Source organism: Paenibacillus sp. EB106-04-04-XG159 (assembly GCF_058791835.1).
Genome location: NZ_JBYTDY010000016.1, coordinates 81,145 through 107,573 on the forward strand (window position 1 = coordinate 81,145; position 26,429 = coordinate 107,573).

Genomic DNA, 26,429 nt, shown 5'->3' on the forward strand with positions numbered 1-26,429 from the left:
ACATACTTTCGTTTTTTTATTGTATCATATTTTGAACGATAAATCCTATATATGTACAAGGGGAAGATTGTCCAATCCCTACTTCTGCGCTCTCCTGCGCTGTTAAGAGAGAGGTGACGTGAATGGGAACATTTCTGTCCAAGGCTATATTGGATTTCTGCATTGCACTGGGAGTTGTGCTGGGAGGCTCGCTGCTTGCCGGAATTGCAAGCGTCATCGCCCTGCAGCCGCCTGCGGAAACGATGCGTCAAGTAGCTGATCATATTAAGATATGGGCGATCGTCGTTGCGGTCGGAGGTACGATCGACCCGCTGCGTGTGATCGAATCGAACTTTCTCAATGGTGATCTTAACCCTGTATTCAAGCAGCTTATGTATATACTCGTTTCCTTTATGGGGGCGCATCTCGGTACTGAGCTTATTCAATGGATCGCTAGATCAAGGGGGTGAAGCCTGTGAATCCTCGAGTCTGGATCCGTGATATAGCCATCATGCTAACGGGAATGATCGTAGGGGCCGCCGTATATCAGGCCGTGATGCTGCATCAGATCGATGAGCTGACGATGCGCAATCTTGAGCTTCAGGACCGTCTAAACCATTTTCAGGCTGAAAATGAGGACCTCCTCCGCTATAAGAATCGCTCTACCATCATTAAGAGCATCTCCATCCATATCTATGATCCTGGCAGCGATGACAAGCTCCCGCAATCCGATGAACATGAGCTTCGCAAGCGACTTCTTCAAGATCTGGCGGGATTGAAAGGTCGCAACGTGTTTCAGATCGATGAATACGAGAAGCTGGTAGAAGGCCTGTTGACACGTAAAATATATCTCGATATTAATGAACACAGCTATACGGTCTCGCTTAGAACGATGCTTGTAACGGAAGGTGTGCTGCATGTGTGGGTCGATGTCAAGACTCATATTCCTTCACCGGCGATAGCCTCTGATCCAGAAGGTTAGCTTCAACCAGCCCTATTGTCCAATTACATAAATATGGTAAACTATAGGCAGTCATATGATAGGAAGGGGCTCTCATACAATCATGGATATTCTGCAGCAGGCTTTAATCGTCTTAATATGCATCGCATCGATCAGCTCTCTATTCTTCAGTATCCGTTCCAGACGTTCATCCGATATGAGACTGCGCGGCTTGTACGGTGCCCGCACCAACATCAGCATGGGCGTTATGCTCATCTTGATGGCGCTCATACAGATGGTTATGTTCACAGGCTCATCGATTCGAGTCATAGTTGGAGCAGTTCTGCTCTGTATCGGACTATTCAATTTATTCGTAGGCCTTCGCAACCATGGCTATTTCTCACGTCTGCAGCAATAGAACATCGTATCTACTGAAGCTCATAGCATACAACGAAAGGAGGGGTCTCCCCCTCCTTTTTCATGCGATTAATCGTAATCCATAGATTGAGCCGTCATCATGGCTTTGGCTACTAACTGATCATGCCGCTTTAATTCCATCTCGAGCTTGCAGAATTTGCGGCTCATCTCGATGAAACGCGGGTGAATCGTTACGATTTCCTCGATCTGGATAGGTCTTACAAAGTATGTCGTAACGTTCTCCATGATATGATCGTGGACGCGAACGTCCTTAACAGACTTGAGTGCCGCGTTGGTCATGATTGAGGTAATGATGCCATCGGATACAGCGCCGAGCGCATTTACCATCTGTGGTGTAATAACACCTTGGAAATACAGCTTTCCCTCTTCATCCCGCATCTCCTGGAACCCGTTCCAGATCAAGTCCTCGAACGTTTCGCCAAGCTGAGGCTCCTTGCGCGCGTCCCGCATCGCCATCAGCACTTCACCGCGTGTAATAACTCCCATGAGCTTGCGATTGCGATCGACGACCGGCAGAACCTCGATGCCTTCCCACACCATCGTGTGCGCGGCGGACGCCAAGGTGGTAGTCGGCGACACGGTGATCGGATGGCGCGTATACAGCTTCTCTATCGTCTGCTCTGACATCGTGCCCATGATATCTTTATACGTAATCATGCCCATAACGCGGTTCCACTCGTCCACGATTGGGAAACGGTCTTGTCCGGTCTGCTCTCGCAGCTGCTCGAATTGGAGCACCGTACTGTTTGCTTTCATGACAACGGTTTGTGTCTTATGCTGCACAATATCTTCTACGAGCATGATCTTCTTCTTGATCAGTCGATCGAATAGTGCGCGGTTGATCATCGAAGCGACGGTAAAGGTGTCATATTTCGAACTGATGATGGGCAGATCCAGGGAATCTGCAAGCATCTTCACTTCTCTGCTCGTACTGAATCCGCCCGTGATCAACACACCTGCTCCGTGCTGCAGCGCCATTCGATGCGCATCTTCACGATTACCGACAATAAGCAGGCTGCCCGCATCAATATACCGGACCATGGCGTCCAGCTTCATAGCTCCTATAACATATTTATTCAGTGTCTTGGCCAATCCGCGGGCTCCGCCCAGAACATGACCTTCCACGATATCGACAACCTCGGAGAATGTCAGGTGGTCTGACAGGTTGCGCGGCTTCTTCTCAACACGGACTGTACCGATTCTTTCCTTCGTAATGACGAGTCCGCTGCTTTCAGCTTCTTTGACTGCCCGGTAAGCGGTCCCTTCACTTACTCCTAACTGCTTGGCAAGCTTGCGGACCGAGATCTTTGTACCAGGCTTTAACTGTTCGATGTGATGCAGCAATTGTTCATGCTTCGTTAAGGTTGCATCATTAAAATCCATCTGTTGCACCCCTCTTGTACAAACTGTATTTATCTGTTATTAGTTTATCATAATTGGTTCTACACACGCAAAAAACATTCATGACTTGCGATCTGCCCGATTATGCTTCGCTTCTCAGCAATCTATCAACCTTCTGTATACACTGTTTCACGGTATAACAGATATTAGATATAGCGGATCACATGCGCATGCCGATCAACAAACGAAAAACAGCAGTCTAGAGTTTCCTCTGACTACTGTTCTTTATCATCCGACATATGATAGCGACTTCCTGTCCGTATAAGATTCGCACCTAGACAGCGGTTCTCTATTGCGAATCTCCGCCCATTACTCGCTTCTCCATCATCCGATAGCGTTCAGCCTTGACGCGGCGCAGCCTCTGCTCGGTCTCTTCGTTTACACCTATCAATCGGTATAGGTGCGCGCCGATGATCAACACCGCGAATGCTGCCCATACGAGGCCGAACACGGAAGCAAGCGACAAGCCTTCACGTAGCGGTATAGTCGGCAGCGCGATGAATAGCATCGTCAGCACGACGACGATCGAGGCCACCGATACGAGGCGGCTGACGCCGCGGCGGCGTTTGTTCATGCCTGAATTAGCGCTCATACTCCTCACACATCCTCTCCTATAGCATCGCCTGCGAGCTTCATTGTCTTGTCCGTATATCAACATGAACAGCATGCCGCAGGTCAACTTTACTTTCATTGTATGAAGGAGATGGGACGAGTATGACAGCCAGGCATAGCAAAGGCCGGCTTCGATAATCTCGAAGCCGGCCTACCGTTCGACTGGCGCAGTTTATTGATACAAGTGGCTGAGCGAATCGGATACAATCTTATTTACATCCTGAATAACTTGACCCAGACGACGTTCTGCGTCAAACAGCTTCGCGATTGAAGGATTTAGCGTGATGACTTGATACATCTGCTCCATCTTCTCCATCTCATCTTGAGCAGGCATCTCACCAGACATCATCTTCTGCTGGAGCTCTGCTTGGCTAACTCGAAAATCTTCGAACATGCGCTTAGTGTCCGCGTCTGCCGCGATTTCTTTCATCGCCGCTTCAACAGTATTAGCTTCTTCCGATTGCTGCAATGCTTTTGCCAATTCATGTGCCTTATCGTGTACGTTAGTCATTTCCATCTTCCTTCCTCTAATAACGGCGGTTTGAATCCGCCGCCACTCTTGTATCCTAATATCTTAACGGATATCCAGCGCATTGTCGAATACAATGCTTGCTGCTCGCCCACAAGAAATGAAGAATGTTCGGGCTCTCCAGTTAATCGCCTGCTATTTTTGCTAAATGGGTCAATCACCAAGGATAATATGTCCTCATATGATGAACTATCGTATGCGGTTAAATGGTATCCATGAACCCGCTTCTTAAACAGGCAGGTTCATAAGTGGTTGGAAGGAGTACCAACATGTTGAAAACGAAAATGACACTCCAGACGATTCAGACCGGTCTAATTCGCGATGATGTGATCATGTTGGGCGAGGCATTTATAAAGCAGTGGAAGCTGCCGGCTAATCAAAAAGTCCACATGCGCTTCGGATCGCATAAGCAGCAGGTAACTGTCGTTCCTTTGCCTCGAGCTGACGGCATACGTATCAGTCAGTCGCTCACCCGCAAGCTAGGCCTCATTCCCGGCAATCCCTTAAGGGCGGTCTATAAGTCGGGAACCTTGACACTAGGTCCTTTGATCGGAGTTCTTATCAGTCGGGATGAACCGGACCAACCTGATAAACCGTTCGGCTCCATCACGATGTTCTGCAAAGAACTGGTTGATGCAAGCCGAGTGCAGGGTGCGATGGTATGCTTCTTTACGCCTGAACATATCCAGGACTCTATGTCTCAACTCAAGGCATGGGTTTACAGCTCGAGCGGCTGGCATCAGACGACACTGCCAATCCCAGATGTCATCAACAACCGGCTTCTGTCTCGAAAGAGTGAGAATCAAGCTAATGTACAGCATTTTATGAAGGAATTGAAGACCAAGTATAATGCTCACATCTTCAACGAAAAATTCCTGGATAAGACCGAAGTGTTCGACGCCTTAAGCAATGACCCCAGTCTAGCACGCTACTTGCCCGAATCTCACCTACTGCGCAACTTTATCACCTTAAAGACGATGTGCGTCCGATACCCCACGGTATTCCTCAAGCCAGTCAGGGGGAGTCTTGGCAAAGGAATCATTCGGATCTCGCGACTTAGCGACACTTCCTATCAAGCAATGTACACCACCGTAAATGGCACCAGGCGGCAATCCTTCACGAGCTTAACCAAACTGTACTCCAGCCTTTCTACAAAGATGAAAACGAATCGCTACCAGCTTCAGCAAGGGCTTACTCTAATGGAGAACGCGGGGCGTCCCGTAGACTTTCGAGCATTAGTTCAGAAAAATGCATCCGGCAAATGGACGATCACCTCCATCGTAGCGCGCACGGCCAGCATACAGCATTTCGTATCCAACCTGGCTCGCGGCGGTACGCTCAGCACTGTGAAGGACGCGATCGCGAAATCGAACCTGACCACTTCCGCCCGTCAAGACATCTTTCACCGTCTGCAGCAAGCCTCATTGGATATCGCTAGAGGAATTGAGACGAATATCCCTTTCCACTTCGGAGAATTAGGCATAGATCTCGCTGTGGACAGCAGCGGGCATGTATGGCTGCTCGAGGTTAATTCTAAGCCTTCCAAGAATGACAACACACCGCTTAAAGAACAAAAGATACGTCCATCTGTACGCAAGATGATCGACTACTGCCGATTTTTATCCGGAATCTAGAAGGAGGTGGAGTTCCATGAGCCTGATGAAAGATCAATCGGAAACCTTGGGAGTGCTGCAGAACGCCTCCATGAACGCGCCTCCTTTCACAGAAGCAGCTTATTGCCGCAAGCTTTGCCTTGCCGGGCAGATGCATCGAGTGGCAGTCATCGTATTTTCACCTGAATGGATAAACAGCCGCACCAACACGGTTAAAGGGTATACGCTCGATAGCGGGAGATGGATATGCGGTGAGCATAAGCTGCCTCGGCTCGTTTATGATCGAATGACATACACCAACGAAACACAGTTCCGCAGATGCAGGCAGGCCATCTCTCATATGAAGCGCCAGGGTGTAACCTGGCTCGGTATCGGTCTGCGCGGCAAGTGGGATCTGTATCGGTCCTTATCCCGAGATGAAACGCTGAAGCCCATACTACCGCCTACCTCGCTGTATGAAGGACCGCGGCAGCTTGCGGACTTTATTAATCAGCACCATGGCGGCGTGTTCTTAAAGCCGCACGGCGGAAGCCAAGGCCGTTCCGTGCTGTATGTCCAGCGAGTCTCATCATCGGCTCATGTCTCTTCATCTTCAGAAGGCGGCATATGTATCACGATAAAAGGCCGCAACGCCAACAATGAGCCGTTTACTCGCGAATTTACGCACCCTGGCGAAGCGCTGAAATGGATACATCAATTTATCCATCAGCGGAAGTATGTGATGCAGCCTTATTTAACGCTATACAGCCTTAAGAACGAGCCGTTCGATATTCGTGTGCTCATGCAAAAAAATAAGCATGGCCGCTGGTCGCAAACGGGCATGGCCGCTCGTGTCGGTTCGACGAGCAGCGTGACGTCCAACCTGCACGGCGGCGGCCATGCGTTCCGGGCAGACGCATTTCTGGAGGAGCAGTATGGCCATTCAGAAGTGCAGCGCCTTCTCGAACAGATTGAACGTTACAGCGAGTACATTCCGACAGCCATTGAAGAACGTCACGGCCGATTGATCGAGCTGGGTCTCGATTACGGCATCGACCGCGATAGACGGCTATGGCTGCTTGAAGCCAATTCCAAGCCGGGAAGATCTGTCTTCACCCAGACCGGCGATCGCGAAGCTTCGACCCTTGCCGTGGAAATGCCCATCCTCTACGCACGGTACGTATGGGTTCGACATCTTAGGAGGGTCTGTCTATGAGTTTGACGGTATGTAACGTCCATTTGACGCCAAATTCCGAAAAGATGGTTTATGTATCCCAAACGCTGCTCAAACAGCTGAACCTCGCGGGAAAGCGCTCTGCCAGGCTTCGACTTGGGACTGCAAGCATACCCGTGCGAGTTAAACCGATCAAGAAAGCGGGTAAGCATCTATTCATTGCCTCTGGCGTTAGGCATTCCTTTCGAATACCGAAGTCAGGCAGTGTCTATGTATTGAACGATAACGAAGGCGATCTGCAGATTGGGCCCTTGATCGGCATTCTCTCGGACGCTGGGCTTCGCTCTTCAACGAACCCCTTTGGAAGCCGCACGGCTTTTATTAAACAGATATTGCGTGAAGGCAATAAGAAAGCATATGTGTATGCCTTCTCCCCGCGAGATATTAATTGGCAGGATGAAACGGTGTTTGCCTACTTCTTGAGCGATTCCGGTGTATGGGTTCGCCGCACTGTTCCACTGCCAGATGTCATATACAACAGACTCCCCAGCCGCAAAGCAGAGACATCCAATTCCATCAACAGCTTGCGGGAACGCTTCATACGCCGAAAGATTCCGTTCTTTAACTGGAGCTTCTTCAATAAGTCAGACGTATACGCCTTGTTAGAAGATGAATTGCGAGCCAACCGCTTCGTGCCGGAATCGATTATGAATCCGACTCCTGAGACCATTAAGGAAATGCTGGAGCGGCACCAATTCGTATATTACAAGCCAACGGCCGGAAGTCTCGGCATCGGTATCTATCGCCTGACCTATCTGCCGAAGAAAGGCTACTTTGCCCGATACACGACCAATGGCAAGAACGTTCTGCTGCGCTTCAAGCAGTACTCCAGCCTCATTCGTATGCTTCAGGAAAGGCACGGCCGCAGTCTGCGCAGCTATGTCGTTCAGCAGGGCGTCCGTCTGATCGAGATGGACGGCTGCCCTATCGATTTCCGCTTCCATATGCATAAGAACGGCGATGATCGCTGGGTCGTCGTCGGAATCGGCGCCAAGAAGGCTGGAAGAGGAAGCGTAACGACACATGTCAAGAACGGCGGACAGCTGATGACACCTAAGCAAGCATTGGAGCGTGCTTTCGGCGATCGCGCAGAAGCGGTTCTGCATAACGCGAAGGAGATAGCGATCGAATTGGCCGAAGCAATAGAACGGAATCATCCTCATCTGCTTGGAGAACTCGGGTTCGATATCGGTATCGATCGGGATGAGAAGATTTGGATGTTTGAAGCGAATGCCAAGCCTGGACGATCCATCTTCAAGCACCCCTCTCTTAAGGGTGAAGGGCATTCTTCTATTGAGCATATCTTGGATCACTGCCTATATCTAAGTAAATTCCGCAGGAGGGATATGTCTTGAATAGATCGATACTGAATAGATCGAATCAGCAGCCCTTGCCCATAGTTGCGATTCTAACAATTGATGACAACAAGGAATACTTCCGAGGAAACCGTGACAATTTCGCTGATATTATGAAGACGGGCAATGAATTGGGATACACTGTCTATATCGTGACGATTAAGGACTTGAAGCTGAAATCCAAGCGCGTCATCGGCTACAGCTATGACGCCGACAGCAACATATGGCAGCAGGAGTGGTTCCCGCTGCCTCAAGTTATCTACAATCGGATCCCGATGCGCGAGGATGAGATGCAGCCTGCCGTACGCAACAAGTTGAATGAAATCCTGATTCACCCTCATATTCGCATGTACAATCCATTCTTTTTTAACAAGCGGCATTTATTTGAGTGGTTAAAGAAATCCCGTGCCACTCGCCAGTTCATCCCCAGCACACAGCGGCTCTCCACCTCATCTCACCTCAGCAAGATGCTCAATCGCCACTCCTACGTGTACTTGAAGCCCGAATCAGGGAAAGCAGGCATGGGGATTATGACCGTCAAGCTCAATCCCGCGAAGGCGTTGAAATATCGCTTGAAGATTCAAGATAAGAAAGGAAGCATCTCCTACAAATGCGCTTCAATCAGTAAGCTCTGGACTCGTGTTCGCAAGGAAGTCGGCGCTAACCCCTACATCGTGCAGCAAGGAATATCGCTTGCCTCGTTTAATCGCCGACCGTTCGACCTCCGGCTGCTTATCCAGAAGAACAGCAAGGGGCTGTGGGACGTCACTGGAGTAGGCGCTCGCATTGCAGGCGAGACGAGTATTACAACTCACGTCCCGCGCGGTGGCAGCATCGACGATCCGGAGAAGCTGCTTGTCTCGATCTTCGGTATTGAGCAAGCGAAGAAGATCATCGTTCGCGCGAAGAATGCAGCCTTGATCGTTGCGCGTCAGGTCGAACGAGGCTCCGGCCATCTGCATGGCGAGATGTCCATGGACCTTGGCGTTGATGCCAATGGAGGCATCTGGTTCTTCGAAGCGAATGCGAAGCCGATGAAATTCGATGAGCCCCATATTCGCAAGCGATCCTTGGAGCGCATATTCCAATATAGCACCTATCTAGCAAGGCCGAGCGGATAAGAAAAAGAAGGTGATCGCCATTGACTCAACCGATGCTTGGCATATTGACGTTATACTTGAATGAACAGAAGCAATTAGAGGAACGGTTCATCTACCAACGGATGATAGCCGCCGGCAAGAGAATTGGCTTGAACGTATTTGTGTTTACGCCGCAGGATGTGAATGAGCAGGCCCGTCGCATATCGGGCCAGTTCTACAACTTCGAAAGCGCGCGATGGATAAGGAAGTCGACTCCCTTCCCCGATATGATCTTCGATCGCTGCCGCCTGCAGAACAGTTATCGCTTCGAGCAGTTAAAACGGTTTCGGTCGAAATATCGCCATCTCGCTTTCCTGAACCGACCTCTGCGCAATAAGTGGATCATCTATCAAGTGTTGCAGGAGCTGCCTGACATTCAACAGCATCTACCTAAGACGAGGCTGTACAGCTCGATATCGGACGTTGAACGAATGATGAAGACTGAGCCGCTTATCTATCTCAAGCCGATCAACGGCACAGGCGGTCGTGGAATACTTCGCATAGAGCGGCTGAAGTCAACGAAGCAGCAGGTGTATGTGCAAGGCCGAGACGGCCATCGCCGCATCATTAACCCTCAACAGATGACGTGGACGCAGCTGGCGTTAAAGCTGGCATCGTGGAACGCCAAGGGTCGCTACCTGTTCCAGCAAGGCATCTCGCTCAATCTGTCGAACGGGCGGGTGCACGATTATCGCATGCTCGTGCAGAAGAACGGGGAGGGCCAGTGGGAAGTAACGGGCTGCGCTGGACGAATCGGCGCTGCCAATAGCATCACTTCCAACCTTCATGGAGGCGGCGAAGCGATTAAGATGGGTTCGCTGCTTCGCAGTTGGGTCGGAAGCGAAGAGAAGATGCTGACCGTGAAGGATACAGCTGGCCAGATCGGCATCAGGATCGCTTCCTTCTTAGAGGCGAAATACGGCGCGCTGCTGGAGCTAGCGCTCGATCTCGCCATCGATCGCAGCGGCAAGATATGGCTGCTCGAAGTGAATCCGAAGCCGTCTCGTGAAGTATTTAACCGTATCGGCGATCGTGATACGTATCGTTTGGCCATATCGCGTCCAATGGAGTATGCGATGTGGTACTACAACAACCATTTGGCTAAAGATAGCGTTAAGCCGGATTCTAAACGAAAAGGGCGCAAGCAGGATATAGCAGCAGCAATAGCTGAGGAAGCTCTGTCCGACATTCTGCAGGAGATCAAGATGACCGATATCCCGCTCCTTACAACGGAGAGCACCAAGCAGCAGCGTATACCACTTGTGACGAAGCAAGACAAACGCACCGTTTCCGGCTCCAACACCCGCTACAACACCAGCAAGCCTTACTTTCCTTCTGCTGCGGGCAAGGCAGCCTCCTCTCGCAAGAATCAGCACTTAACCCATCTGGAGCAAGCTTATTCTGATGAACTCATTGACGAATCAGGGTCAGCAGGTCATCCCCCAGTTCCCGATGACAGTAATGATCGAACAGAGCTGCCCATCAATGATACTGAAGCCTTAATCAAGCTGATTCAATCTATCCCTTCCACGGATTCAGAGTAATGAATTGCTGCGTAACTTACGGTGAAGCGGATAATGGCGTGCGGATTCCATTGGGCTGCTGAGCATGAAATGGTCGGATATGAAATGGACACACAGGCCGTTATTGGCCATAAATTGCACGTTTATGTTTGCCAAGCGGACCGTGGATCCGCTATTCGAGCAAAATCCGCCTGAAATGGGGCGTCAGCTTACGAATAGCGTCTCCTGTGTCCGCGAGGCACAGCGTAAACCGCTCAATTGCTGATATAACGGCTCTACGGTCCGCTACGCTATTCGTATCGCTCCGTCCAACCGTTTATCGTCGGAAGCACATTAGCATCATTTTCACACGAATTGCATACGACTATTGCCGCTTATACTTCCTTAGGTGCCGCCACTCCTAAGAGATGGAGCCCCTGCTTCAACAGATCAGCGGCAGCTTTCACTAAGCCCAGCTTGACATCACGTTCTCTTGACTCCAGGTTCATAATTCTCTCCTGGTGATAGAAGCGGTTAAACGTCTTAGCCACCTCCAGCAGCATTCGCGCCACAATCGACGGCTCGTTTACGCGCAGCGCCTCTGTTAACGTGCTCTCATAGGTGCACAGCAGCTTCAAGCATGCCCATGCCTCTGAACCGTTCAGATACTTACCATCTACTTCTTGGAAACCTGCATCGATCGAGTTATCGCTCCATCCCGCCTTCTCCAGCAAACGGCTTGCTCTTGCATACGTATATTGCACATAAGCTCCCGTCTCACCCTCAAAACGCAGCGCTTCATCCAGATTGAAATCAACAGTCAGCATTCGATTATTCTTCAGATCGCCGAACACGATAGCTCCTACACCAACCGCCTCCGCTACTGCTCTCGGATCGCTTGCATCCGGTCGGTTCGCTTGCACGATGTCGAGCGATTTGTTCACGGCTTCGTCCAGCACTTCGTTTAAGAATACGACCTGCCCGCGGCGAGTAGACATCTTCTTGCCATTCATCGTCATCAGTCCAAATGGAATGTGCTCGCATGATGAAGCCCACTCATAGCCCATCTTGCGCAGCACTGCAAATACTTGCTTGAAGTGCAACTGCTGTTCGGCACCTACGACGTACAGCAGCTTATCTGCTTTCAGCACTTCCTTGCGGTATATTGCGGTCGCCAGATCGCGAGTCGGATAGATCGTCGTTCCGTCCGACTTCAAGATAAGACAAGGAGGCAAGCCTTCATCATCAAGGCGCACAACCATTGCTCCGTCACTTTCCTCCAGCAAGCCGCACTCCTCCAGGCGTTGCACTACAGCCTGCATCTTATCGTTATAGAAGCTTTCGCCAAGCACGTGATCGAACTTAACCTGGAGACGATCATATACACGATTGAACTCAACCATGCTCTCATCCACAAAATAGCGCCACAAGCGCAGCGTCTCCTCATCCCCTTGCTCTAGCTTGCGGAACCATTCGCGAGCTTCTGTTTCCAGCTCCGGGGTCTGTTCCGCTTCTTCATGAAAGCGTACATACAGCTGCAAGCTTTCCGTTATCGGCGATTGATGCAGCGCTTCGTCATCTCCCCAATGCTTATAAGCCGCTATCAGCTTGCCGAACTGTGTGCCCCAGTCGCCAAGGTGATTGATGCTGATCGGATCATATCCTACCGCGCGGTACAGGTTCATCAGCGCGTTGCCGATCATCGTCGAGCGCAGATGCCCGATTCCGAACGGCTTCGCAATGTTCGGAGCCGACATATCGATCACTACTCGCTGACCTTGACCGATGGCCAGCTTGCCGAATGTCGGCGATAGCGCTCGATTCAGCAAGGCTGCGCTATGCCTGGCGGGATCAAACTTCAAGTTCACATACCCGCCAGCGGCTTCGATATGGATCCCTTGCAAGCTGCCTGCCGCTTGAAGCCGTTCCGCAAGCTCTTTCGCTAGAATTGGCGGAGCTTGTCGTTTCACCTTCGCCAATGCGAAGCAAGGAAACGCCAAGTCGCCCATTTCCGCCTTCGGCGGCTGCTCGAGCAGAGCCTCAATCTCTGCTGTTGATAATTGAACTTGCGTCTGAAGTAACTTCGCCGCTGTATGCTGCAGCATATTAATTCCTCCTCTTATTTGCTATCCATGATCATAAAGACACAAAAAGCCCCCGTCTCATAAAGAGACGGAGGCTGGTATCCGCGGTGCCACTCTTGTTGAATGTTCTCATTCATATGCTTCTGCTGGAGAACATTCCGCTTCATCTGGTAACGGCTAGTCCGGACTCCTCTATATAACCATTTGCATAACCATTCGCATTACCAATAGCTGTGCCAGGTCCTTCAAGGAATCAACTTCCGGGTCCGGTTCCTTCACGCATCCGCACCGGCTTCCACCACCCCGGCTCGCTGTTGACGGCTAATCGCAAAGTACTCTCCCGTTCATCGTATGTTGCGTATATAAATTTCCATTATTATATCTTGCACACTGCGCAATTGCAACTTTCTCTCATAAAATTCTAATCTAATCATACTTCAAGTTTCATCGTTCATGGTATGATAGAGATAAATTCGATGCAAGGAGAGAATAAGTCATGAAAGTACGCATTATTACAGACAGCGCCATAGATCTTCCCATGTCTGAGATACAAGAATTAGGACTGACTGTTCTGCCTCTGATGGTGAGCATTAATGGAGAAGAGTACGAAGATGGCGTCACACTCCAGGCGAAAACGATGTTTGATGGCATGCGTAATGGAAATATATACAAGACTTCTCAAGTTCCAATTGAGAAATACCAACATACGTTTCAATCATCCGCTGAACAAGGTGAAGAAGTCATTTATATAGCCTTTTCTTCCGAATTGTCAGGTACATATGGATCTTCACTAATGGTATTGGATATCGTTCGTGAAGACTATCCTTCATTCGCCTGCGATATCATCAATTCAAAATGCGCTTCAATCGGCTACGGGCTTGTCGTACGCCAAGCTGCCTTATGGGCGAAGGCTGGCATGAAGCGCGAAGAGCTTGTTCACAAGATTTCTGAATTAGCGCTCAACATGGAACATGTCTTTACCGTAGACGATCTTGAATATTTATACCGCGGCGGCCGCGTCAGCAAAACTTCCGCTGTGATCGGCGGTCTCTTGAATATCAAGCCTGTACTGGACGTTGAGGACGGCAAGCTCATTCCGATCGAAAAGGTACGCGGACGCAAGAAATCGATTCAGCGGCTTGCTGAATTGTTCGGCGAACGCGGAAACGCTGCGGATACGGAACAGCTTATCGGTATCTCGCATGGCGACGATCTCGAAGCAGTCGAGGCCTTGAAGTCGCTCTTAATTGAAAAGTACGGTATGAAACACTTTATCGTGAGCTCGATTGGCTGTGCAATCGGCGCGCATTCCGGCCCGGGCACACTGGCGTTGTTTTTCATCAAAAAAGGATATCAAGACTAGTTGGCTAGAGATCGATCATCTTATGAAATACGCAAAAGAACCTTCAATACCACGTAAAGTGGCGCCGAAGGTTCTTTTATTTATCGTATATGCTTCACTAGGAGATACTATTTTCGCCTCTGGCTGGGTAGTTCGAAGGCTGAGACGTTATTTTCCGACGTCTCGGCCTTTTTTTGAGGCGTTTTTGCGTCTGAGACGTTGATTTTCGACGTCTCGGAGCTATTTCACGCCTCGAGCTGGGCAGTTCGAAGGCTGAGACGTCATTTTCCGACGTCTCAGCCTTTTTTCGAGGCGTTTTTGCGTCTGAGACGTTGATTTTCGACGTCTCGGGACTATTTCACGCCTCGGCAGGGCATTCCAGAGGCTGAGACGTCATTTTCCGACGTCTCAGCCTTTTTTCGAGGCCTATTTGCGTCTGAGACGTTGATTTTCGACGTCTCGGGACTATTTCACGCCTCGGAAGGCATTCCAGAGGCTGCCTTATGATTAGGCGCTTGCCTCATCATAAAGCTTCAGAATGTCAGTAAACTCGCGAATGCGAACATCCGCATCCTTCAGTTCATCAGAATCACCGAATTCAGCATACGCGCAGCCAATCACCTTCAAACCATTTTTCTTGCCGGCTTCTACATCAGATGACCGATCGCCAACCATCCACGCCGACTCAATGTGATGCTCGTCCAGCACCAGTCGAACCAGATCAACCTTCGAGGCTGTCTGACGCCCGCCTGCACTGTAGAGCTCGTCGAACAATGGCAGAATGCCATGAGCTTCTGAGACACCTTGAATATATGGCTCCAAGCCGTTGCTCGCAACGAACAGCCTGACTCCACGTTTACGCAGCTCAGTCAGCACCTCAACAACACCCGGATATAGCTCGGACCCAGGCTCCCGCAAGCCAGCCAGCTCTTCTTCAACTAACAATTCATCAGCGCGAGCGCGTGCAGCATCTGTTGCATCTGGAATAACTCTCTTCCATATCTCGTCAAGCAGCATCCCCAGTGAGCCAAGCATCAGTTCCACAGGAGGAGTTGGAGCGTCATAGTACCCCTCTTCCCGCAGTCTGTTAAACACACGGTCATGCGCTGGAATAAGCAAAGTTTCCGTCTTGAATAAGGTACCATCCATGTCAAAAATAATCGCTTGCGGTCTTTCCATATTCTTATCCCATCCTTTTATGCTAATAAGAAAATGCGTGAACAATGGATACGATGAAGATTTAAATATTGTTCCTGTCTTCACATATATACACTATATCATAACACTGACAGGCATCGTCTAAATTAGACAATACTTTTACAATTTAACGTACTGTCTTCATTGGTATTTACATATTGAAACTGTTACGATAGATTCATACATGTTTGCATATTATCATCATGGAGGCGGAAACAAGCTATGAAACAGATACAAGCCATTGTGATCGGCGCCGGTCCATGCGGATTGTCGGCAGCCATCGAACTGAACAAGCAAGGTATAGAAACACTTATTATTGAAAAAAAATGCCTTGTACACTCCATATATCGATACCCCACACATTTGCAATTTTTCAGTACGGCAGAAATGCTTGAGATAGGCGATTTGCCATTTACATCTCCGAACGATAAGCCTTATCGGGATGAGGCGCTCGTCTATTATCGCAAAGCAGCCGAACGGTATGCTCTGAACATCCGCTCCTACGAGGAAGTTACGGAAGTACATAAGCGTGAAGACGGAATGTTTCATGTGCGCTCCATAACTCAAGCGGGTGAATCCTGTGAATATGAAGCCAGATACGTCATTCTGGCAACCGGATATTTTGATCATCCGAATATGATCGGCATCCCAGGTGAAGATTTGCCGCATGTGACTCATTATTTTCAGGAAGCGCACCCTTATGCGGATACAGACCTCGTCATCATAGGCGGTAACAATTCAGCGGTCGATGCCGCTCTGGAATGCATGCGAGTTGGCGCCCGTGTCACGATCGTGTATCGCGGCGATTCCTTATCCGCCAGCATTAAGCCGTGGGTTAGACCGATCTTTGAGAGCATGCTCAACAAGGGCATGATCCGAATGGAATTCGAATCCCGTGCGATCGCGATTCATCCGCACGAGGTCATCGTCGAGCAGGCAGACAAAGAAACGGAGTCGATACCTTGTCAATTCGTGCTGGCGTTGACGGGATTCCGTCCGGATCGCAAGATGCTCGAGCAGATCGGTGTCGAGCTGCAGGATGACCGCGAGAAGCCTGTATTCGACCCCGCTACGATGCAGACGAATATCGAAGGGCTGTATGTCGCAGGCGTCATATCGTCAGGCCGTAACGCTAATGAGATCTTTATCGAATCAGGCCGCGGCCATGGTCGCATTATCGCGGATCATATTACCAGCCTTAGCGTATAGTTAAATATGATGCCCGGCATGACAAAAAGGCTGTCCCGCAGTAGAATCTTCTACCGCGAGGACAGCCCCTTTTATGTGCGACCTGAATAATCGAATTATTCAAATGATAACTGCGACTTACGAGTCTTAAAGTCAACCTCTTTATAATACATATCGGCTACAAGCAGATTCGGTCCGCAGCACTTGGCTGCCGGACAATGACAATTGACCGATTGGCTTAGCGGATGATCCTGAAGCCACTGTTCGAACACATCATCCAGTTTAGAATCATAGATGCTGCCGAATGACGGGATATCCGCGAAGTCTGTTACGTATACCTCGCCGTTAAACATATTAACGTTTAAGCGATTGCGTCCGTCCGGGTCATTTCGAACCGTAACATTCGGCTCATGATTCAGACGCTGAATCAGCTCCAGATCCTCGTTGCTGTCGTTACACGCATAGAACGGAAGCGTCCCAAACAGCATCCACATCTCCTTGTTCCGAACATCCAACAGGTTATGAATGGATTGTCGCAGTTCATCCTTGCTAATGACAGGCAGATGTTTCGCGAATGAGCTCGGGTACATCGGGTGCACTTCATGACGCTGACAGCCTATCTCATTGATCAGCTGGTGAATAGCGCCAAGCTTATGATGTGTACGGAAATTAATCATCGACTCGGCAGATACGAACAGACCGCCGGCGGTGAGCTTGCGAGTATTCTCCATCATTTGCTCATACAGCTTCTGTGCCGCGCTTGGTGCAATGTCATGCTTCGTATGTACGAACCCGACTTCATGAAAGTCCTGCGCATTCGTATAGTTGAATGAAATGTGCATCACGTCCAGATATGGCGCTATTGCCTCATAGCGTTTATAATCCAAGGTTACGTTCGAATTCAATTGTGAACGAATCCCCCGGGAACGTGCATACTTCAGCAGCGGAATAATATAATCATTCACAGTCGCCATATGAAATGTCGGCTCGCCGCCTGTAATGCTGATCGTCTCCAGATGCTCCACCTCATCCAACCGCTTCAGCATCAGGTCTAGCGGCAGCAGATCCGGCTCTCGCATAATAAGCGTATGACCTACCGCGCAGTGCTCGCACCGCATGTTGCACACTTGGGCGACAGTCATTTCTACGCTCGTTAATCGATGTCTGCCATATTGCTGCAGCGAGCGAATCGGATCCCATGGATCATATGCAGGGGTTATCGCCTGCCCATGATTCATCATGATCTGATTGTCCGCCAATTCTTGTTGCTTCTTAATACTCATCTCAATCACCTAACTTCATTCCTATTTATTTCAATCTCTTCGTTCTTCAATCGTTCGACTAAGCAGCGTCACGCTCTGAATGGCCTTTAAACCACTTTGGAGCCCACCAATTCGCTTTGCCGAGCAGCTTCATAAGCGCTGGGACGAGAAACACACGAATAAGAGTCGCGTCCAGGAATATGGAAGTCGCCAGACCAAGGCCTACCGCCTTCATCATCTCATTATCCGTAAATATGAACGCCCCAACGACAACAATAAGGATAAATGCGGCGCTCGTTATGATGCCGCCTGTCTTGATCAAGCCTTCCGCAGTACTATGTTCGTTGTCTCCAGTACGTTCGTACTCCTCCGCTATGCGCGATAATAAGAATACCTCATAATCCATTGATATGCCAAATACCACACAAAAAATGATAACAGGCAGCATCGCCACAACCATACCCGTTGAGGTCACTTGGAATAGATCCGCAAACACGCCGTACTGGAATACGAGCACGACAATGCCTAAGCTTGCTCCCAAGCTTAACACATTCATCAACACCGCCTTCAACGGGAGCAGCACCGAACGAAAGGCTATGAATAGTACGATATAAGTCACTGCTAGTATAAATATGATTACATACGGCAGCGCATCTGTGATGCGATCGATAATATCTAAGCGATAGGCTGTCGCCCCCGTAACGTAGCTCTCGGTTGCATCCATATCCATCGCACGCAGCTCTCTTACGAGATCATATGCTTCATCGCTGTCCGGCTGCACGGTTGGAACCACCTGCATCAGGACATATTCACCCTTAACTAAGTGCATCTGTTCCAGCTGTGCTTGCAGGTTAGGGTCCTGCAGCGCTAACGTCTTGGCTTCAGCACTCGGCAGCGCCTGCAGTGTTGCCAGGTAGTTGTTCACACTCTTAACCGAATCCAAGCTCGCGATATCTGCCGCAATCTGCTCTACCTTGTTGACCGTATTTCCGTCAGAATAAGGTTTGTCCATCCGCAGGAGTACCTGCATCGCTTCCGTTTCACGCGTATCGAACACTTCATTGATCAAGTCTGAGCCGTAGCGAGATTCGTACTTCGGCGGGAGCATTTCTGCATCTGGAATTCCAATCTTGATGTCGGCAACCGGCCAAGCGCAAGCGATAAATCCAATCGTCAGCAAAGAAGCAATGATGACCGGCCGCTTCATCACCGCATGAGCGAGCTTGCCCCAAGCTTTGCTGTTCTGTCCCACTGCCGCGCTGCCCTTATCCCGACGCCACTTCGTCGGAATGACAGGATAACGATTCACCTTATCCCCCAGCACACCAAGCATTGCTAACAGCATCGTATTGCTAACGATAACAGACACCGTTACAACCATCACGCCGCCAAGCGCTAATGATCGGAACAGGTTCAAGTCAATGAATGCCATTGCAATCAAGCCTATCAGCACTGCCACCCCGGAGAAAAATATCGATTGGCCCGCCTTCTGCGCTGTCATCGCAACTGCGCCTTGAACAGTCCCTTGCTTGCGCAACTCCTCTCGGAATCGGCTGACCATGAATAACGCATAGTCGATCCCTACTGCGAGACCAAGCATCGAGATGAGGTTGGGCAAAAAGTTGCTGAGCGAGCTTGTCATCAATGCGACAAAATACACAAAACCAAGTGTAATCGTTACGCTTAGCAGACCGACCAATAACGGCAGGAGACCTGCTATCCAAGTGCCGAATACGATAAGCAGCACGATGAGAGCAATGGGCAGTCCGATAATCTCGGACTTGATGATATCGCGTTTACTTGCTTCCTGCATATCATAATAGATAGGTGTCGCGCCGCTGACGTATGTGCTCATGCCCTCTAGATCAGGAATAAGCGCACGTATAGACGGAAATTGTTCAAGCGCATCGTCTGTCTTAAGTTCCATCTGGACTGCGATTACAAGCACGTCTGGCCTAACGTCCAATCGTCCGGTCTCTTTAACCGCTATATCCATGACATAGGGCTGTTCCCCCAGCTTAGCGAGTGAATCCAGAACTTTCTTCGTCGATTGTTCATTGGTTATCGTAGAACCGTCATCACTCTCATACACGATGTCCATTGAGGTTGATGGAATGTTCATGTTCTCACTTAGCAGCTGCATGCCGACGTCCGATTCGCTTCCTTTGGGAGTGAAGCCATCATCTTTCAGCATAGATGGAACTTGAACAGCGAATGCAGCCATGATCACAAATAAGACGATCCATAGTGAAATTATGAATCGTCTATGCTTAAATACTCCATTTCCCCATCTCCAGAAAAAACCTTGCCTATCCGTTTCACGCATTAGCGGCTCCTCCAGTAATAACGTCATCCTTAGAACCAATAATGATGACGTTTAGGCTTGTCGATAGATCAATGTCTCGCAATTCTTTATATGGCTGTCCATCTGGGTCATACAGCAGTCTAATTATTGGTCGTTGCGGATATTGAGGATTGATCTGAGACACAACTCCTACTTCTCGAGTACTGAGCTCAACGGTCATTCCTAGTGGATACACGGCGATTCGATCTCGGAACAACTGCAGCATATGCTGTTCATATAAAGTATCAGATCCAGTGTACAATATCTCTAGCGCTTCATGAGGCATCATGGCAGTCCGATATACCCGATGGGTTGTCATCGCATCATAAGAGTCGGCAATGGCGATCCATTTGGCGAATTCATGGATTTCCCCCGCTTGAATACCGCGCGGATACCCTGATCCGTTTAATCGTTCATGATGCTGAAACGCACAATGCGCGGTAAGCAGCGGAATATTCGGTATATCCTTGAGAATACGATAGCCGATCTCTGCATGGGTCTTCATGTGCTCGTATTCTTCTTTGGTTAGCTTGCTTGGCTTATTCAATGTCTCAGCTTTGATCTGAGTCTTGCCTATATCGTGCAGAAGTGCCCCCATGGCTAAATTCTTTAGATCTTCTCGATTATAGCCATAATGAAGTCCGAACAAGGTAGAATAGACGCATACGTTCAGCGAATGTCTGTACACGTAATAGTCTGTCGTCTGAATATCTCCCAGCATGACCATAGCTTCACTATTGGATGAAATATCGTCTATGATATTATCCATTAGAGCTAAGAACGGTTTGCCTAGATTAGGCACAGTACGCTTACGACTCGTCGAATCCGCCATCAGCTGCTTAAACTCACGACGAATCATCTTATTCGCTTCGCGTCTTGTTTCATCGCTCAACATATCCGGGGCGACGATTCCTTCCGTACGCTCATCTTCAACATATACGCAGCTAATCCCCATAGATATAAGCCGATCGATATAAAGCTTAGACAGCTCTACCCCTTCTCCGAGCAGTACCATGCCTTCATCGTTATATATTTTTTTTGCTAATTTCATGCCTGCATGACATGAAGTCAATGGTATCCATCGCAAATCTCGTCAACCCCTGATGGTCGAAATATAACCAAGTATCATATTCAAACAACAATTATAATACCATTTTTCCGTATTTCTTGCGACAAATTCAGCTGCATCCAACGACATAATCTGCGAAACTTCTTCATTTCACGATAAACCACCAAAATAACCCTGCCAATATAAAGCGATAGATTGCAAAGTATCTCAACTTAACTTGCTGGATATGATTCAAGAATAGGACCACCACACCATAAGCGACGATAAACGACACGATAAATCCAAGAGTAAAGAAACCAAGTACATTCCATGTGAAATGTTTATAGCTATCCAAGAGCTCATAACCGCTTGCCAATATCATAATGGGAATCGCAATGAAAAATGAAAAATCAGCAGCAGCACGATAGCTGACTCCGCTTAGCATGCCTCCCGAAATGGTTGATCCTGATCGCGAGAAGCCTGGCCATAATACAGACAATATTTGAAACAGACCGATCAAAAACGCCTGCTTATAGCTTATATCATCAAGTGTGACGGCACTCGGCTGCTTGCGTTCTCCATACCATTCCGCGACCCACATGAATATGCCGCCTGCTGCTAATGCCATTAACACGATCTCAGCGCTGAACAGTTGCTTGATCCAATCCTTAGCGACAAATGCTACGATCAGCGCAGGTCCAATTCCAAACGCCACATGCAATAGGTTCAGACTGCGCTTCTCTTTGTGCCCTTGCTTCACGGATCGAATTCCAATGCCGAGCATATTCTGAATCCGCTCTCGATAGACAACGGTGATGGCTAAGATCGCCCCTAATTGAATGACAATTTCAAACGTTTTTAGCAGATCGCTCTGATCATTTACCCCCATTAATTTGGTGGTGAGTATCATGTGACCTGTAGATGAAACAGGAATAAACTCTGTAATTCCTTCAACCACACCTAGCAGCACTGCTAATAGTATCGTTAACATAGTACACTTCCCTTCGACGTACAACCTTATAATGAATTGTATGAGCTGGATCGAAGTACAAGCACCTTAAATCGTATTAAAAAATATGACATAATGTTTAGTATTTAGACATTAATTGTTGTAAGCTATTGGTATTGTTGCTATGATTAGCATACATGTAGTCAACTCTCAGTTAGGAATGGTGATCCAAATCATGCGGGTTCATATTTTACAAGTGAGAGATGGAGATATTGTTTTGAAGGATATTTTCAATAACTTTGGGGTTAAGATTATATCTGCAGGCACTTGCATGAAAGAACGGGATATAGATGTACTGCTTCGACATCACATTGATATGGTAGAGATCATGGAACGTTTAAATCCTCAACTTAGTATAGATGTGATAACTAACTCGACCTCTTCCCCGGGGATTTCAGAGACAGTTCCTATGGACTCTGTACTCTTAGCGCCAGAACAATATGTGAATCCATCGATTAAGCAGTTCTATCCTCAGTATCTTGAGGCAGTCAAGTTCACTAGCCATATGTTTGATCATGCGCTTCGCACGGGAAATATTAGTCAAGAAGATGTGGAGAGCACGATTACACCTATACTTGAACAGTTTAATGAGGAACGCGATGTCGTTTCCTTGCTGCTGCATCTCATTTCAGATGATGATTATATATGCCAGCATTCTCTTCAAGTCAGTATGCTGTCCTATTATTTAGCAGTTTGGCTCGATTATTCCGAGCAGGATGCACTTCGAATCGGCAGGGCTGGATACCTCCATGATATCGGCAAGAGTCAAATCGATCGCTCTATCCTTGATAAACCTACCAGCTTAAGCCATGACGAATTCGAACAAATTAAAGCGCATACAACAGTTGGTCACCAGATCATAAGCTCCAGCTATAGCGACGAGTGGCTCTCGATACCAGCGCTTCAGCATCATGAGAGAATAGATGGTACAGGATATCCACAAGGGCTTACTGGAGATCAGATCCATGATATATCCAAGATCGTTGCTATCGCAGATGTGTACAGCGCGATGATATCTACGCGAGTATATCGTGAGAAGAAAGACTTATTCAGTGTACTGAATGAGATGTACGCTATGAGCTTCAACAAGCTTGATCCTAGAATGACGCATATCTTTATCCGTCAGATGCTGCCGAACTTCTTGCATAAGCGAGTCAAGCTAAGCGATGGCCGCATGGGTACAATCGTCATGAACCACAGCACTGAATTCTTCAAGCCTCTCGTGCAGGTCAATCAAGAGTTTATCGATCTGTCATTGGTCAGACAAGTCGAAATTGAGCATGTGTATATGTAGCCATAATATAAATTAATCATGATCCCTCTGGAAACACCGAGCAATCGGTCATTCAGGGGGATTTGCATTTTGTGCACGCCATTCAACTGCTAGAATCCAGCGTAAACAAAAAATACGTGTCCGAGTGACTGGATCACATAAGCGTGACCACCGCATCAGACACGTATTTATATATTACTGAGAAAGCTGGTATCCCTCGACTTGCAAGGGTTAACCGATGCTTCCCTCCATCTCGAACTTGATAAATTTCTGTTTTCAAAGCTAATCAAAATCGATTAAAACCATTGATATTACGGCGTTTTAAAACATCGATATTTCAAATTACTTTATCGCTTATCAACTACAGTCGGCATAAAATCGGCACGAAAGGACATCAGTTAGATTAGCAATAGTTAGAGTAGTTCAGTTTTTCCCTATATAATAGGAAACGATTTGTTTTCGTTCCGATTAATTAGGATCGGTTCTGATATAAATAAGGTCATGTATCATTATAAAAGAGCCTCGTTATTCCGAGGCTCTTAATCTTATTGTTCTTGGTTTAGACGGTTCCCAGTCAATGAACCCTTTGAGCTTTAGTCCTTCCAGAAACCTATGTACAGTACTTGATGACTTACTATTTAACATCTCAGCCAGTTCCCTGACAGATGGCGAGTACTTATTTTCTTCCATATATTCTTCAATCGCGCATAAAGTATCTTTCTCTCTTCGTGATAGCTTCTCCACAAATATCACCTCATAAGATATGTAAGTTATGTACCATTATATACGAACATATATTCTTATTCAAGGTTGAATTACGAACTTGTGTTCGGTTATAATTATAGAAAAACGAACGTTAGAGGTGACACCATGGGACCGCTCGTAACTGAAGAAGAACTGCAATTAGTCAAGTCAGCTGTAATGATACCGATGATTTTGAGCGCTTTTGAGCGTGATAAACAAAAGATTGAATCAATGTTAAAGACTCCAGATCCTTACACTGAATCGATTACAGCTGCCATGAATAAAGCAACCAAGGTATTAACGGAAGTGCGGCGTGCGATGTTTAAGACGGGACTGAAGGTGCTTGAAACAGAGCGAGGCGAGGACGGCGTAACGGCTCGGTATCTCTTTAGGGGTTATCGTGGGGAAATGACGTTGCTTAATGACTTCTTACGGGCTCAATGTATGATAAGAATGAGCGCGTACATGGGGCTTGATACGAGTAAATATGTCGATGAGTCCTACGGTAACAAACCAATAACGATGTAAGAGCTGCGGGACGGATCCGGCAGCTCTTACATCAAAACAGAATTCTTACTAGTGACTTATAAATTTTATCATTTACTTCAGCTAAACTTCTCTTCCCATCTTTCCAGTTAAGCACAACCCTATATGTACCTTTCTTCTTAGCAGATAACCCGGCTAGCAGTCCAACTGGACCTAGTAAAACACCACCGACCGCACCTCGGCCTACCGCGCTTGCAGCACTTGTCTTTGACTCTTCATCTACTACCTCATAAGATTCAATTACATCTTTATCTAACGTGATTCTATTAAAAATACCAACAACAAGTATCAACTTCAAACCATTCGCCATAATAACTTTATCTTTATAGTCACCAGCAATAATCATATTATTCGCCATTAGCCTACCACCTCATTAAAGTTATATCTTCATACAACACTATAATCTAATATATGTCAATGAAGTAGATAATAAGGAAATTTGATCGGATTGTAGAATAATTGTGGTAATTATGTATGGAGGTGTAATAATGGGTCGAATGCTGAATACAGATACGGAATTGTTTGCGGCGGCAATGTCACAGGTTAAGGTTGAAGCGTGGCTTGAAGATGCTGCAGGAGTGTATTGCTTACAGGGAGAAGGTATTGTAGAAGCCATAACGCCGGAGACTGTAAAGCTACGTGAACAGGACGGATCGGCTATGCATTACTTCAGATATCCAACGATGTTTAAAGTATAAAGAGCCGTAGGTGCTTCCCTAGCGACTCTTTAGCATTCTTTAATCTCACTTTGGTATTACATACGCTTGATAAGGTTTATTCATCCCGCCATCAACAGAAGGGTTACGTCCACTGACTCTCCATAATATTGTGGTACCCGAACCAATATTAGCTTGTGTGTACTGTCCCATCCCTGGGCCAGTGTCAGGCAAAGTTACGCCTGGGTGAATAGAACCATCAGGATTTTTGATTAAAAAGTTCACTTCTAGATTCAAGGTATTGCTTGACCCGATTGGAGCAGCCCCAAAAATTATGTTTTGTTGTCCGCCTGAGGTATTGGTATAGGAATACCAGTCGCTATCCACCCCCGTACCATAATCCAGATCCAAGTTCATATTAAAGACTCCACCAAGCTGTAATGGCTGGGCTGCTGGATAAGAATCCGCCCATCCAGACAAGCCAAAAGCTGATTGAGAAAACCCAAATACAGAAATAGCTAATGTAATCGCAAGCAGTGACTTTTTGAATCTCATAATAATTACACCTCCATTATTTTTGTCTTACAATGTCGATAATAGTATATATTTACAATTTGTGGAACGAAAACTAGATTGGTATTATCAACAAAATAATTGCGTTGTAAGCGCCATCATATGTTGATATAATCATAATATTGGCGATTTTTGTAAGGAGGTCAGAAAATGAGTCGAACTCTGAATACGAATTTCGAACTGTTTGCTGCGGCTATGTACCAAACCGAGGTTAAGGCCTGCTATAAAGATGCAGGAGAATTGAAAGGAATAGGAGTTGTCCAAGAGATTACACCGGAGACGGTGAAGCTAAGGGAAGCTGACGGATCGTTCATGCATAACTTTAAGTTTAATACGATGTTTAAAGCATAAGAGCCGCAGGAGATAATGATATGCTCCCATCATAGTAGACAGTAGATAAAACAAAAACTTCTACTGCTACAATGATGGGAGTTTTTCTGAT

The 26,429-nt window shown here is 47.6% G+C and carries 25 protein-coding genes, 1 pseudogene and 1 other annotated feature; of the genes and pseudogenes, 14 read left to right on the plus strand and 12 right to left on the minus strand.

Annotated elements, in window-relative coordinates:
• Positions 1-122: 122 nt before the first annotated feature.
• The 3 genes from AC3WTP_RS18240 (at position 123) to AC3WTP_RS18250 (ending at position 1,337) form a co-directional block, all read left to right on the plus strand.
• The gene (locus AC3WTP_RS18240) at positions 123-449 is read left to right on the plus strand and encodes a YtrH family sporulation protein (RefSeq protein WP_492396061.1); all 327 of its coding nucleotides are present in this window, start codon (positions 123-125) and stop codon (positions 447-449) included.
• Positions 450-454: 5 nt separating this feature from the next.
• Entirely contained in the window at positions 455-961 is a 507-nt protein-coding gene (locus AC3WTP_RS18245; RefSeq protein ID WP_492396062.1) for a sporulation membrane protein YtrI, read from the plus strand.
• Between the two features lie 82 nt (positions 962-1,043).
• Entirely contained in the window at positions 1,044-1,337 is a 294-nt protein-coding gene (locus AC3WTP_RS18250; protein ID WP_492396063.1) for a YtpI family protein, read from the plus strand.
• 68 nt (positions 1,338-1,405) lie between these two features.
• On the opposite strand, the gene AC3WTP_RS18255 is transcribed toward AC3WTP_RS18250, so the two are convergent.
• The 3 genes from AC3WTP_RS18255 to AC3WTP_RS18265 form a co-directional block, all read right to left on the minus strand.
• Positions 1,406-2,740 carry a DRTGG domain-containing protein gene (locus AC3WTP_RS18255; RefSeq protein WP_492396064.1) on the minus strand — a complete coding sequence of 445 codons (1,335 nt, stop codon included), beginning with the start codon at positions 2,738-2,740 and terminating at the stop codon, positions 1,406-1,408.
• Positions 2,741-3,047: 307 nt separating this feature from the next.
• Positions 3,048-3,350, minus strand: a complete 303-nt coding sequence (locus tag AC3WTP_RS18260; RefSeq protein WP_492396065.1) for a hypothetical protein — start codon at positions 3,348-3,350, stop codon at positions 3,048-3,050.
• A gap of 192 nt (positions 3,351-3,542) precedes the next feature.
• Positions 3,543-3,881 (minus strand): YlbF family regulator, encoded by a 339-nt coding sequence (locus AC3WTP_RS18265; protein WP_492396087.1) that lies wholly within the window; start codon positions 3,879-3,881, stop codon positions 3,543-3,545.
• Between the two features lie 287 nt (positions 3,882-4,168).
• Between AC3WTP_RS18265 and AC3WTP_RS18270 the strand changes: the two genes are divergently transcribed.
• The 5 genes and pseudogenes from AC3WTP_RS18270 to AC3WTP_RS18290 form a co-directional block, all read left to right on the plus strand.
• A complete protein-coding gene (locus tag AC3WTP_RS18270) occupies positions 4,169-5,533 on the plus strand; it encodes a YheC/YheD family endospore coat-associated protein (RefSeq protein ID WP_492396066.1) in 1,365 nt (454 codons plus the stop codon).
• A gap of 16 nt (positions 5,534-5,549) precedes the next feature.
• Positions 5,550-6,707, plus strand: coding sequence for a YheC/YheD family endospore coat-associated protein (locus tag AC3WTP_RS18275; RefSeq protein WP_492396067.1), 1,158 nt, complete (start codon positions 5,550-5,552; stop codon positions 6,705-6,707).
• Positions 6,704-8,080, plus strand: coding sequence for a YheC/YheD family endospore coat-associated protein (locus AC3WTP_RS18280; RefSeq protein ID WP_492396068.1), 1,377 nt, complete (start codon positions 6,704-6,706; stop codon positions 8,078-8,080). The genes AC3WTP_RS18275 and AC3WTP_RS18280 overlap by 4 nt, the downstream gene beginning before the upstream one ends.
• Positions 8,077-9,201 carry a YheC/YheD family endospore coat-associated protein gene (locus AC3WTP_RS18285; protein WP_492396069.1) on the plus strand — a complete coding sequence of 375 codons (1,125 nt, stop codon included), beginning with the start codon at positions 8,077-8,079 and terminating at the stop codon, positions 9,199-9,201. The genes AC3WTP_RS18280 and AC3WTP_RS18285 overlap by 4 nt, the downstream gene beginning before the upstream one ends.
• 20 nt (positions 9,202-9,221) lie before the next feature.
• Positions 9,222-10,346: pseudogene (locus AC3WTP_RS18290) on the plus strand (YheC/YheD family endospore coat-associated protein); the annotation flags it as partial.
• A 770-nt stretch (positions 10,347-11,116) separates the two neighbouring features.
• On the opposite strand, the gene argS reads toward AC3WTP_RS18290, so the two are convergent.
• Positions 11,117-12,826, minus strand: coding sequence for an arginine--tRNA ligase (gene argS / locus AC3WTP_RS18295; protein ID WP_492396070.1), 1,710 nt, complete (start codon positions 12,824-12,826; stop codon positions 11,117-11,119).
• Between the two features lie 60 nt (positions 12,827-12,886).
• Positions 12,887-13,162: a binding site (T-box leader), on the minus strand.
• A 139-nt stretch (positions 13,163-13,301) separates the two neighbouring features.
• On the opposite strand from argS, the gene AC3WTP_RS18300 reads away from it, so the two are divergent.
• Positions 13,302-14,168, plus strand: a complete 867-nt coding sequence (locus AC3WTP_RS18300; RefSeq protein ID WP_492396071.1) for a DegV family protein — start codon at positions 13,302-13,304, stop codon at positions 14,166-14,168.
• A 486-nt stretch (positions 14,169-14,654) separates the two neighbouring features.
• On the opposite strand, the gene AC3WTP_RS18305 is transcribed toward AC3WTP_RS18300, so the two are convergent.
• Positions 14,655-15,326, minus strand: coding sequence for an HAD family hydrolase (locus AC3WTP_RS18305; RefSeq protein WP_492396072.1), 672 nt, complete (start codon positions 15,324-15,326; stop codon positions 14,655-14,657).
• A 240-nt stretch (positions 15,327-15,566) separates the two neighbouring features.
• Between AC3WTP_RS18305 and AC3WTP_RS18310 the strand changes: the two genes are divergently transcribed.
• Positions 15,567-16,553, plus strand: coding sequence for a YpdA family putative bacillithiol disulfide reductase (locus tag AC3WTP_RS18310; RefSeq protein ID WP_492396073.1), 987 nt, complete (start codon positions 15,567-15,569; stop codon positions 16,551-16,553).
• 95 nt (positions 16,554-16,648) lie between these two features.
• Here AC3WTP_RS18310 and yfkAB read toward each other — a convergent pair whose 3' ends face one another.
• The 4 genes from yfkAB to AC3WTP_RS18330 all read right to left on the minus strand — a co-directional run bounded on the left by yfkAB (position 16,649) and on the right by AC3WTP_RS18330 (position 22,177).
• The gene (yfkAB, locus tag AC3WTP_RS18315) at positions 16,649-17,773 is read right to left on the minus strand and encodes a radical SAM/CxCxxxxC motif protein YfkAB (protein WP_492396088.1); all 1,125 of its coding nucleotides are present in this window, start codon (positions 17,771-17,773) and stop codon (positions 16,649-16,651) included.
• Positions 17,774-17,873: 100 nt separating this feature from the next.
• Complete coding sequence (locus tag AC3WTP_RS18320) at positions 17,874-20,120, minus strand: MMPL family transporter (protein WP_492396074.1); 2,247 nt, start codon at positions 20,118-20,120, stop codon at positions 17,874-17,876.
• Complete coding sequence (locus AC3WTP_RS18325; protein ID WP_492396075.1) at positions 20,113-21,225, minus strand: HD-GYP domain-containing protein; 1,113 nt, start codon at positions 21,223-21,225, stop codon at positions 20,113-20,115. Before AC3WTP_RS18325 ends, AC3WTP_RS18320 begins: the two co-directional genes overlap by 8 nt.
• 127 nt (positions 21,226-21,352) lie before the next feature.
• Positions 21,353-22,177: an undecaprenyl-diphosphate phosphatase gene (locus AC3WTP_RS18330; RefSeq protein ID WP_492396076.1), complete on the minus strand. Its 825-nt coding sequence runs from the start codon at positions 22,175-22,177 to the stop codon at positions 21,353-21,355.
• 235 nt (positions 22,178-22,412) lie between these two features.
• Between AC3WTP_RS18330 and AC3WTP_RS18335 the strand changes: the two genes are divergently transcribed.
• On the plus strand, positions 22,413-23,489 hold the full coding sequence (locus AC3WTP_RS18335) for an HD-GYP domain-containing protein (RefSeq protein WP_492396077.1): 1,077 nt from the start codon (positions 22,413-22,415) through the stop codon (positions 23,487-23,489).
• A gap of 504 nt (positions 23,490-23,993) precedes the next feature.
• Here AC3WTP_RS18335 and AC3WTP_RS18340 read toward each other — a convergent pair.
• A complete protein-coding gene (locus AC3WTP_RS18340) occupies positions 23,994-24,221 on the minus strand; it encodes a LexA family protein (protein WP_492396078.1) in 228 nt (75 codons plus the stop codon).
• 117 nt (positions 24,222-24,338) lie between these two features.
• Here AC3WTP_RS18340 and AC3WTP_RS18345 point away from each other — a divergent pair, with 117 nt between their 5' ends.
• Complete coding sequence (locus tag AC3WTP_RS18345) at positions 24,339-24,740, plus strand: YhjD family protein (protein ID WP_492396079.1); 402 nt, start codon at positions 24,339-24,341, stop codon at positions 24,738-24,740.
• A gap of 31 nt (positions 24,741-24,771) precedes the next feature.
• Here the strand turns inward: AC3WTP_RS18345 and AC3WTP_RS18350 are convergent, their stop codons facing one another.
• Positions 24,772-25,116 carry a hypothetical protein gene (locus AC3WTP_RS18350; RefSeq protein WP_492396080.1) on the minus strand — a complete coding sequence of 115 codons (345 nt, stop codon included), beginning with the start codon at positions 25,114-25,116 and terminating at the stop codon, positions 24,772-24,774.
• Positions 25,117-25,246: 130 nt separating this feature from the next.
• Between AC3WTP_RS18350 and AC3WTP_RS18355 the strand changes: the two genes are divergently transcribed.
• The gene (locus AC3WTP_RS18355) at positions 25,247-25,456 is read left to right on the plus strand and encodes a hypothetical protein (protein WP_492396081.1); all 210 of its coding nucleotides are present in this window, start codon (positions 25,247-25,249) and stop codon (positions 25,454-25,456) included.
• 45 nt (positions 25,457-25,501) lie between these two features.
• Here the strand turns inward: AC3WTP_RS18355 and AC3WTP_RS18360 are convergent, their stop codons facing one another.
• On the minus strand, positions 25,502-25,969 hold the full coding sequence (locus tag AC3WTP_RS18360; RefSeq protein ID WP_492396082.1) for a hypothetical protein: 468 nt from the start codon (positions 25,967-25,969) through the stop codon (positions 25,502-25,504).
• A 168-nt stretch (positions 25,970-26,137) separates the two neighbouring features.
• Here AC3WTP_RS18360 and AC3WTP_RS18365 point away from each other — a divergent pair, with 168 nt between their 5' ends.
• Positions 26,138-26,338 (plus strand): hypothetical protein, encoded by a 201-nt coding sequence (locus AC3WTP_RS18365; RefSeq protein WP_492396083.1) that lies wholly within the window; start codon positions 26,138-26,140, stop codon positions 26,336-26,338.
• The last annotated feature ends 91 nt before the right edge of the window (positions 26,339-26,429 follow it).

Coding starts and splice junctions, on each gene's coding strand:
- AC3WTP_RS18240 (WP_492396061.1), top strand. CDS start 123: ATGGGAACATTTCTGTCCAAGGCTATATTGGATTTCTGCATTGCACTG.
- AC3WTP_RS18250 (WP_492396063.1), top strand. CDS start 1,044: ATGGATATTCTGCAGCAGGCTTTAATCGTCTTAATATGCATCGCATCG.
- AC3WTP_RS18255 (WP_492396064.1), bottom strand. CDS start 2,740: ATGGATTTTAATGATGCAACCTTAACGAAGCATGAACAATTGCTGCAT.
- AC3WTP_RS18260 (WP_492396065.1), bottom strand. CDS start 3,350: ATGAGCGCTAATTCAGGCATGAACAAACGCCGCCGCGGCGTCAGCCGC.
- AC3WTP_RS18265 (WP_492396087.1), bottom strand. CDS start 3,881: ATGACTAACGTACACGATAAGGCACATGAATTGGCAAAAGCATTGCAG.
- AC3WTP_RS18270 (WP_492396066.1), top strand. CDS start 4,169: ATGTTGAAAACGAAAATGACACTCCAGACGATTCAGACCGGTCTAATT.
- AC3WTP_RS18275 (WP_492396067.1), top strand. CDS start 5,550: ATGAGCCTGATGAAAGATCAATCGGAAACCTTGGGAGTGCTGCAGAAC.
- AC3WTP_RS18280 (WP_492396068.1), top strand. CDS start 6,704: ATGAGTTTGACGGTATGTAACGTCCATTTGACGCCAAATTCCGAAAAG.
- argS (WP_492396070.1), bottom strand. CDS start 12,826: ATGCTGCAGCATACAGCGGCGAAGTTACTTCAGACGCAAGTTCAATTA.
- AC3WTP_RS18300 (WP_492396071.1), top strand. CDS start 13,302: ATGAAAGTACGCATTATTACAGACAGCGCCATAGATCTTCCCATGTCT.
- AC3WTP_RS18305 (WP_492396072.1), bottom strand. CDS start 15,326: ATGGAAAGACCGCAAGCGATTATTTTTGACATGGATGGTACCTTATTC.
- AC3WTP_RS18310 (WP_492396073.1), top strand. CDS start 15,567: ATGAAACAGATACAAGCCATTGTGATCGGCGCCGGTCCATGCGGATTG.
- yfkAB (WP_492396088.1), bottom strand. CDS start 17,773: ATGATGAATCATGGGCAGGCGATAACCCCTGCATATGATCCATGGGAT.
- AC3WTP_RS18320 (WP_492396074.1), bottom strand. CDS start 20,120: ATGCGTGAAACGGATAGGCAAGGTTTTTTCTGGAGATGGGGAAATGGA.
- AC3WTP_RS18330 (WP_492396076.1), bottom strand. CDS start 22,177: ATGTTAACGATACTATTAGCAGTGCTGCTAGGTGTGGTTGAAGGAATT.
- AC3WTP_RS18345 (WP_492396079.1), top strand. CDS start 24,339: ATGGGACCGCTCGTAACTGAAGAAGAACTGCAATTAGTCAAGTCAGCT.
- AC3WTP_RS18350 (WP_492396080.1), bottom strand. CDS start 25,116: ATGGCGAATAATATGATTATTGCTGGTGACTATAAAGATAAAGTTATT.
- AC3WTP_RS18355 (WP_492396081.1), top strand. CDS start 25,247: ATGGGTCGAATGCTGAATACAGATACGGAATTGTTTGCGGCGGCAATG.
- AC3WTP_RS18360 (WP_492396082.1), bottom strand. CDS start 25,969: ATGAGATTCAAAAAGTCACTGCTTGCGATTACATTAGCTATTTCTGTA.
- AC3WTP_RS18365 (WP_492396083.1), top strand. CDS start 26,138: ATGAGTCGAACTCTGAATACGAATTTCGAACTGTTTGCTGCGGCTATG.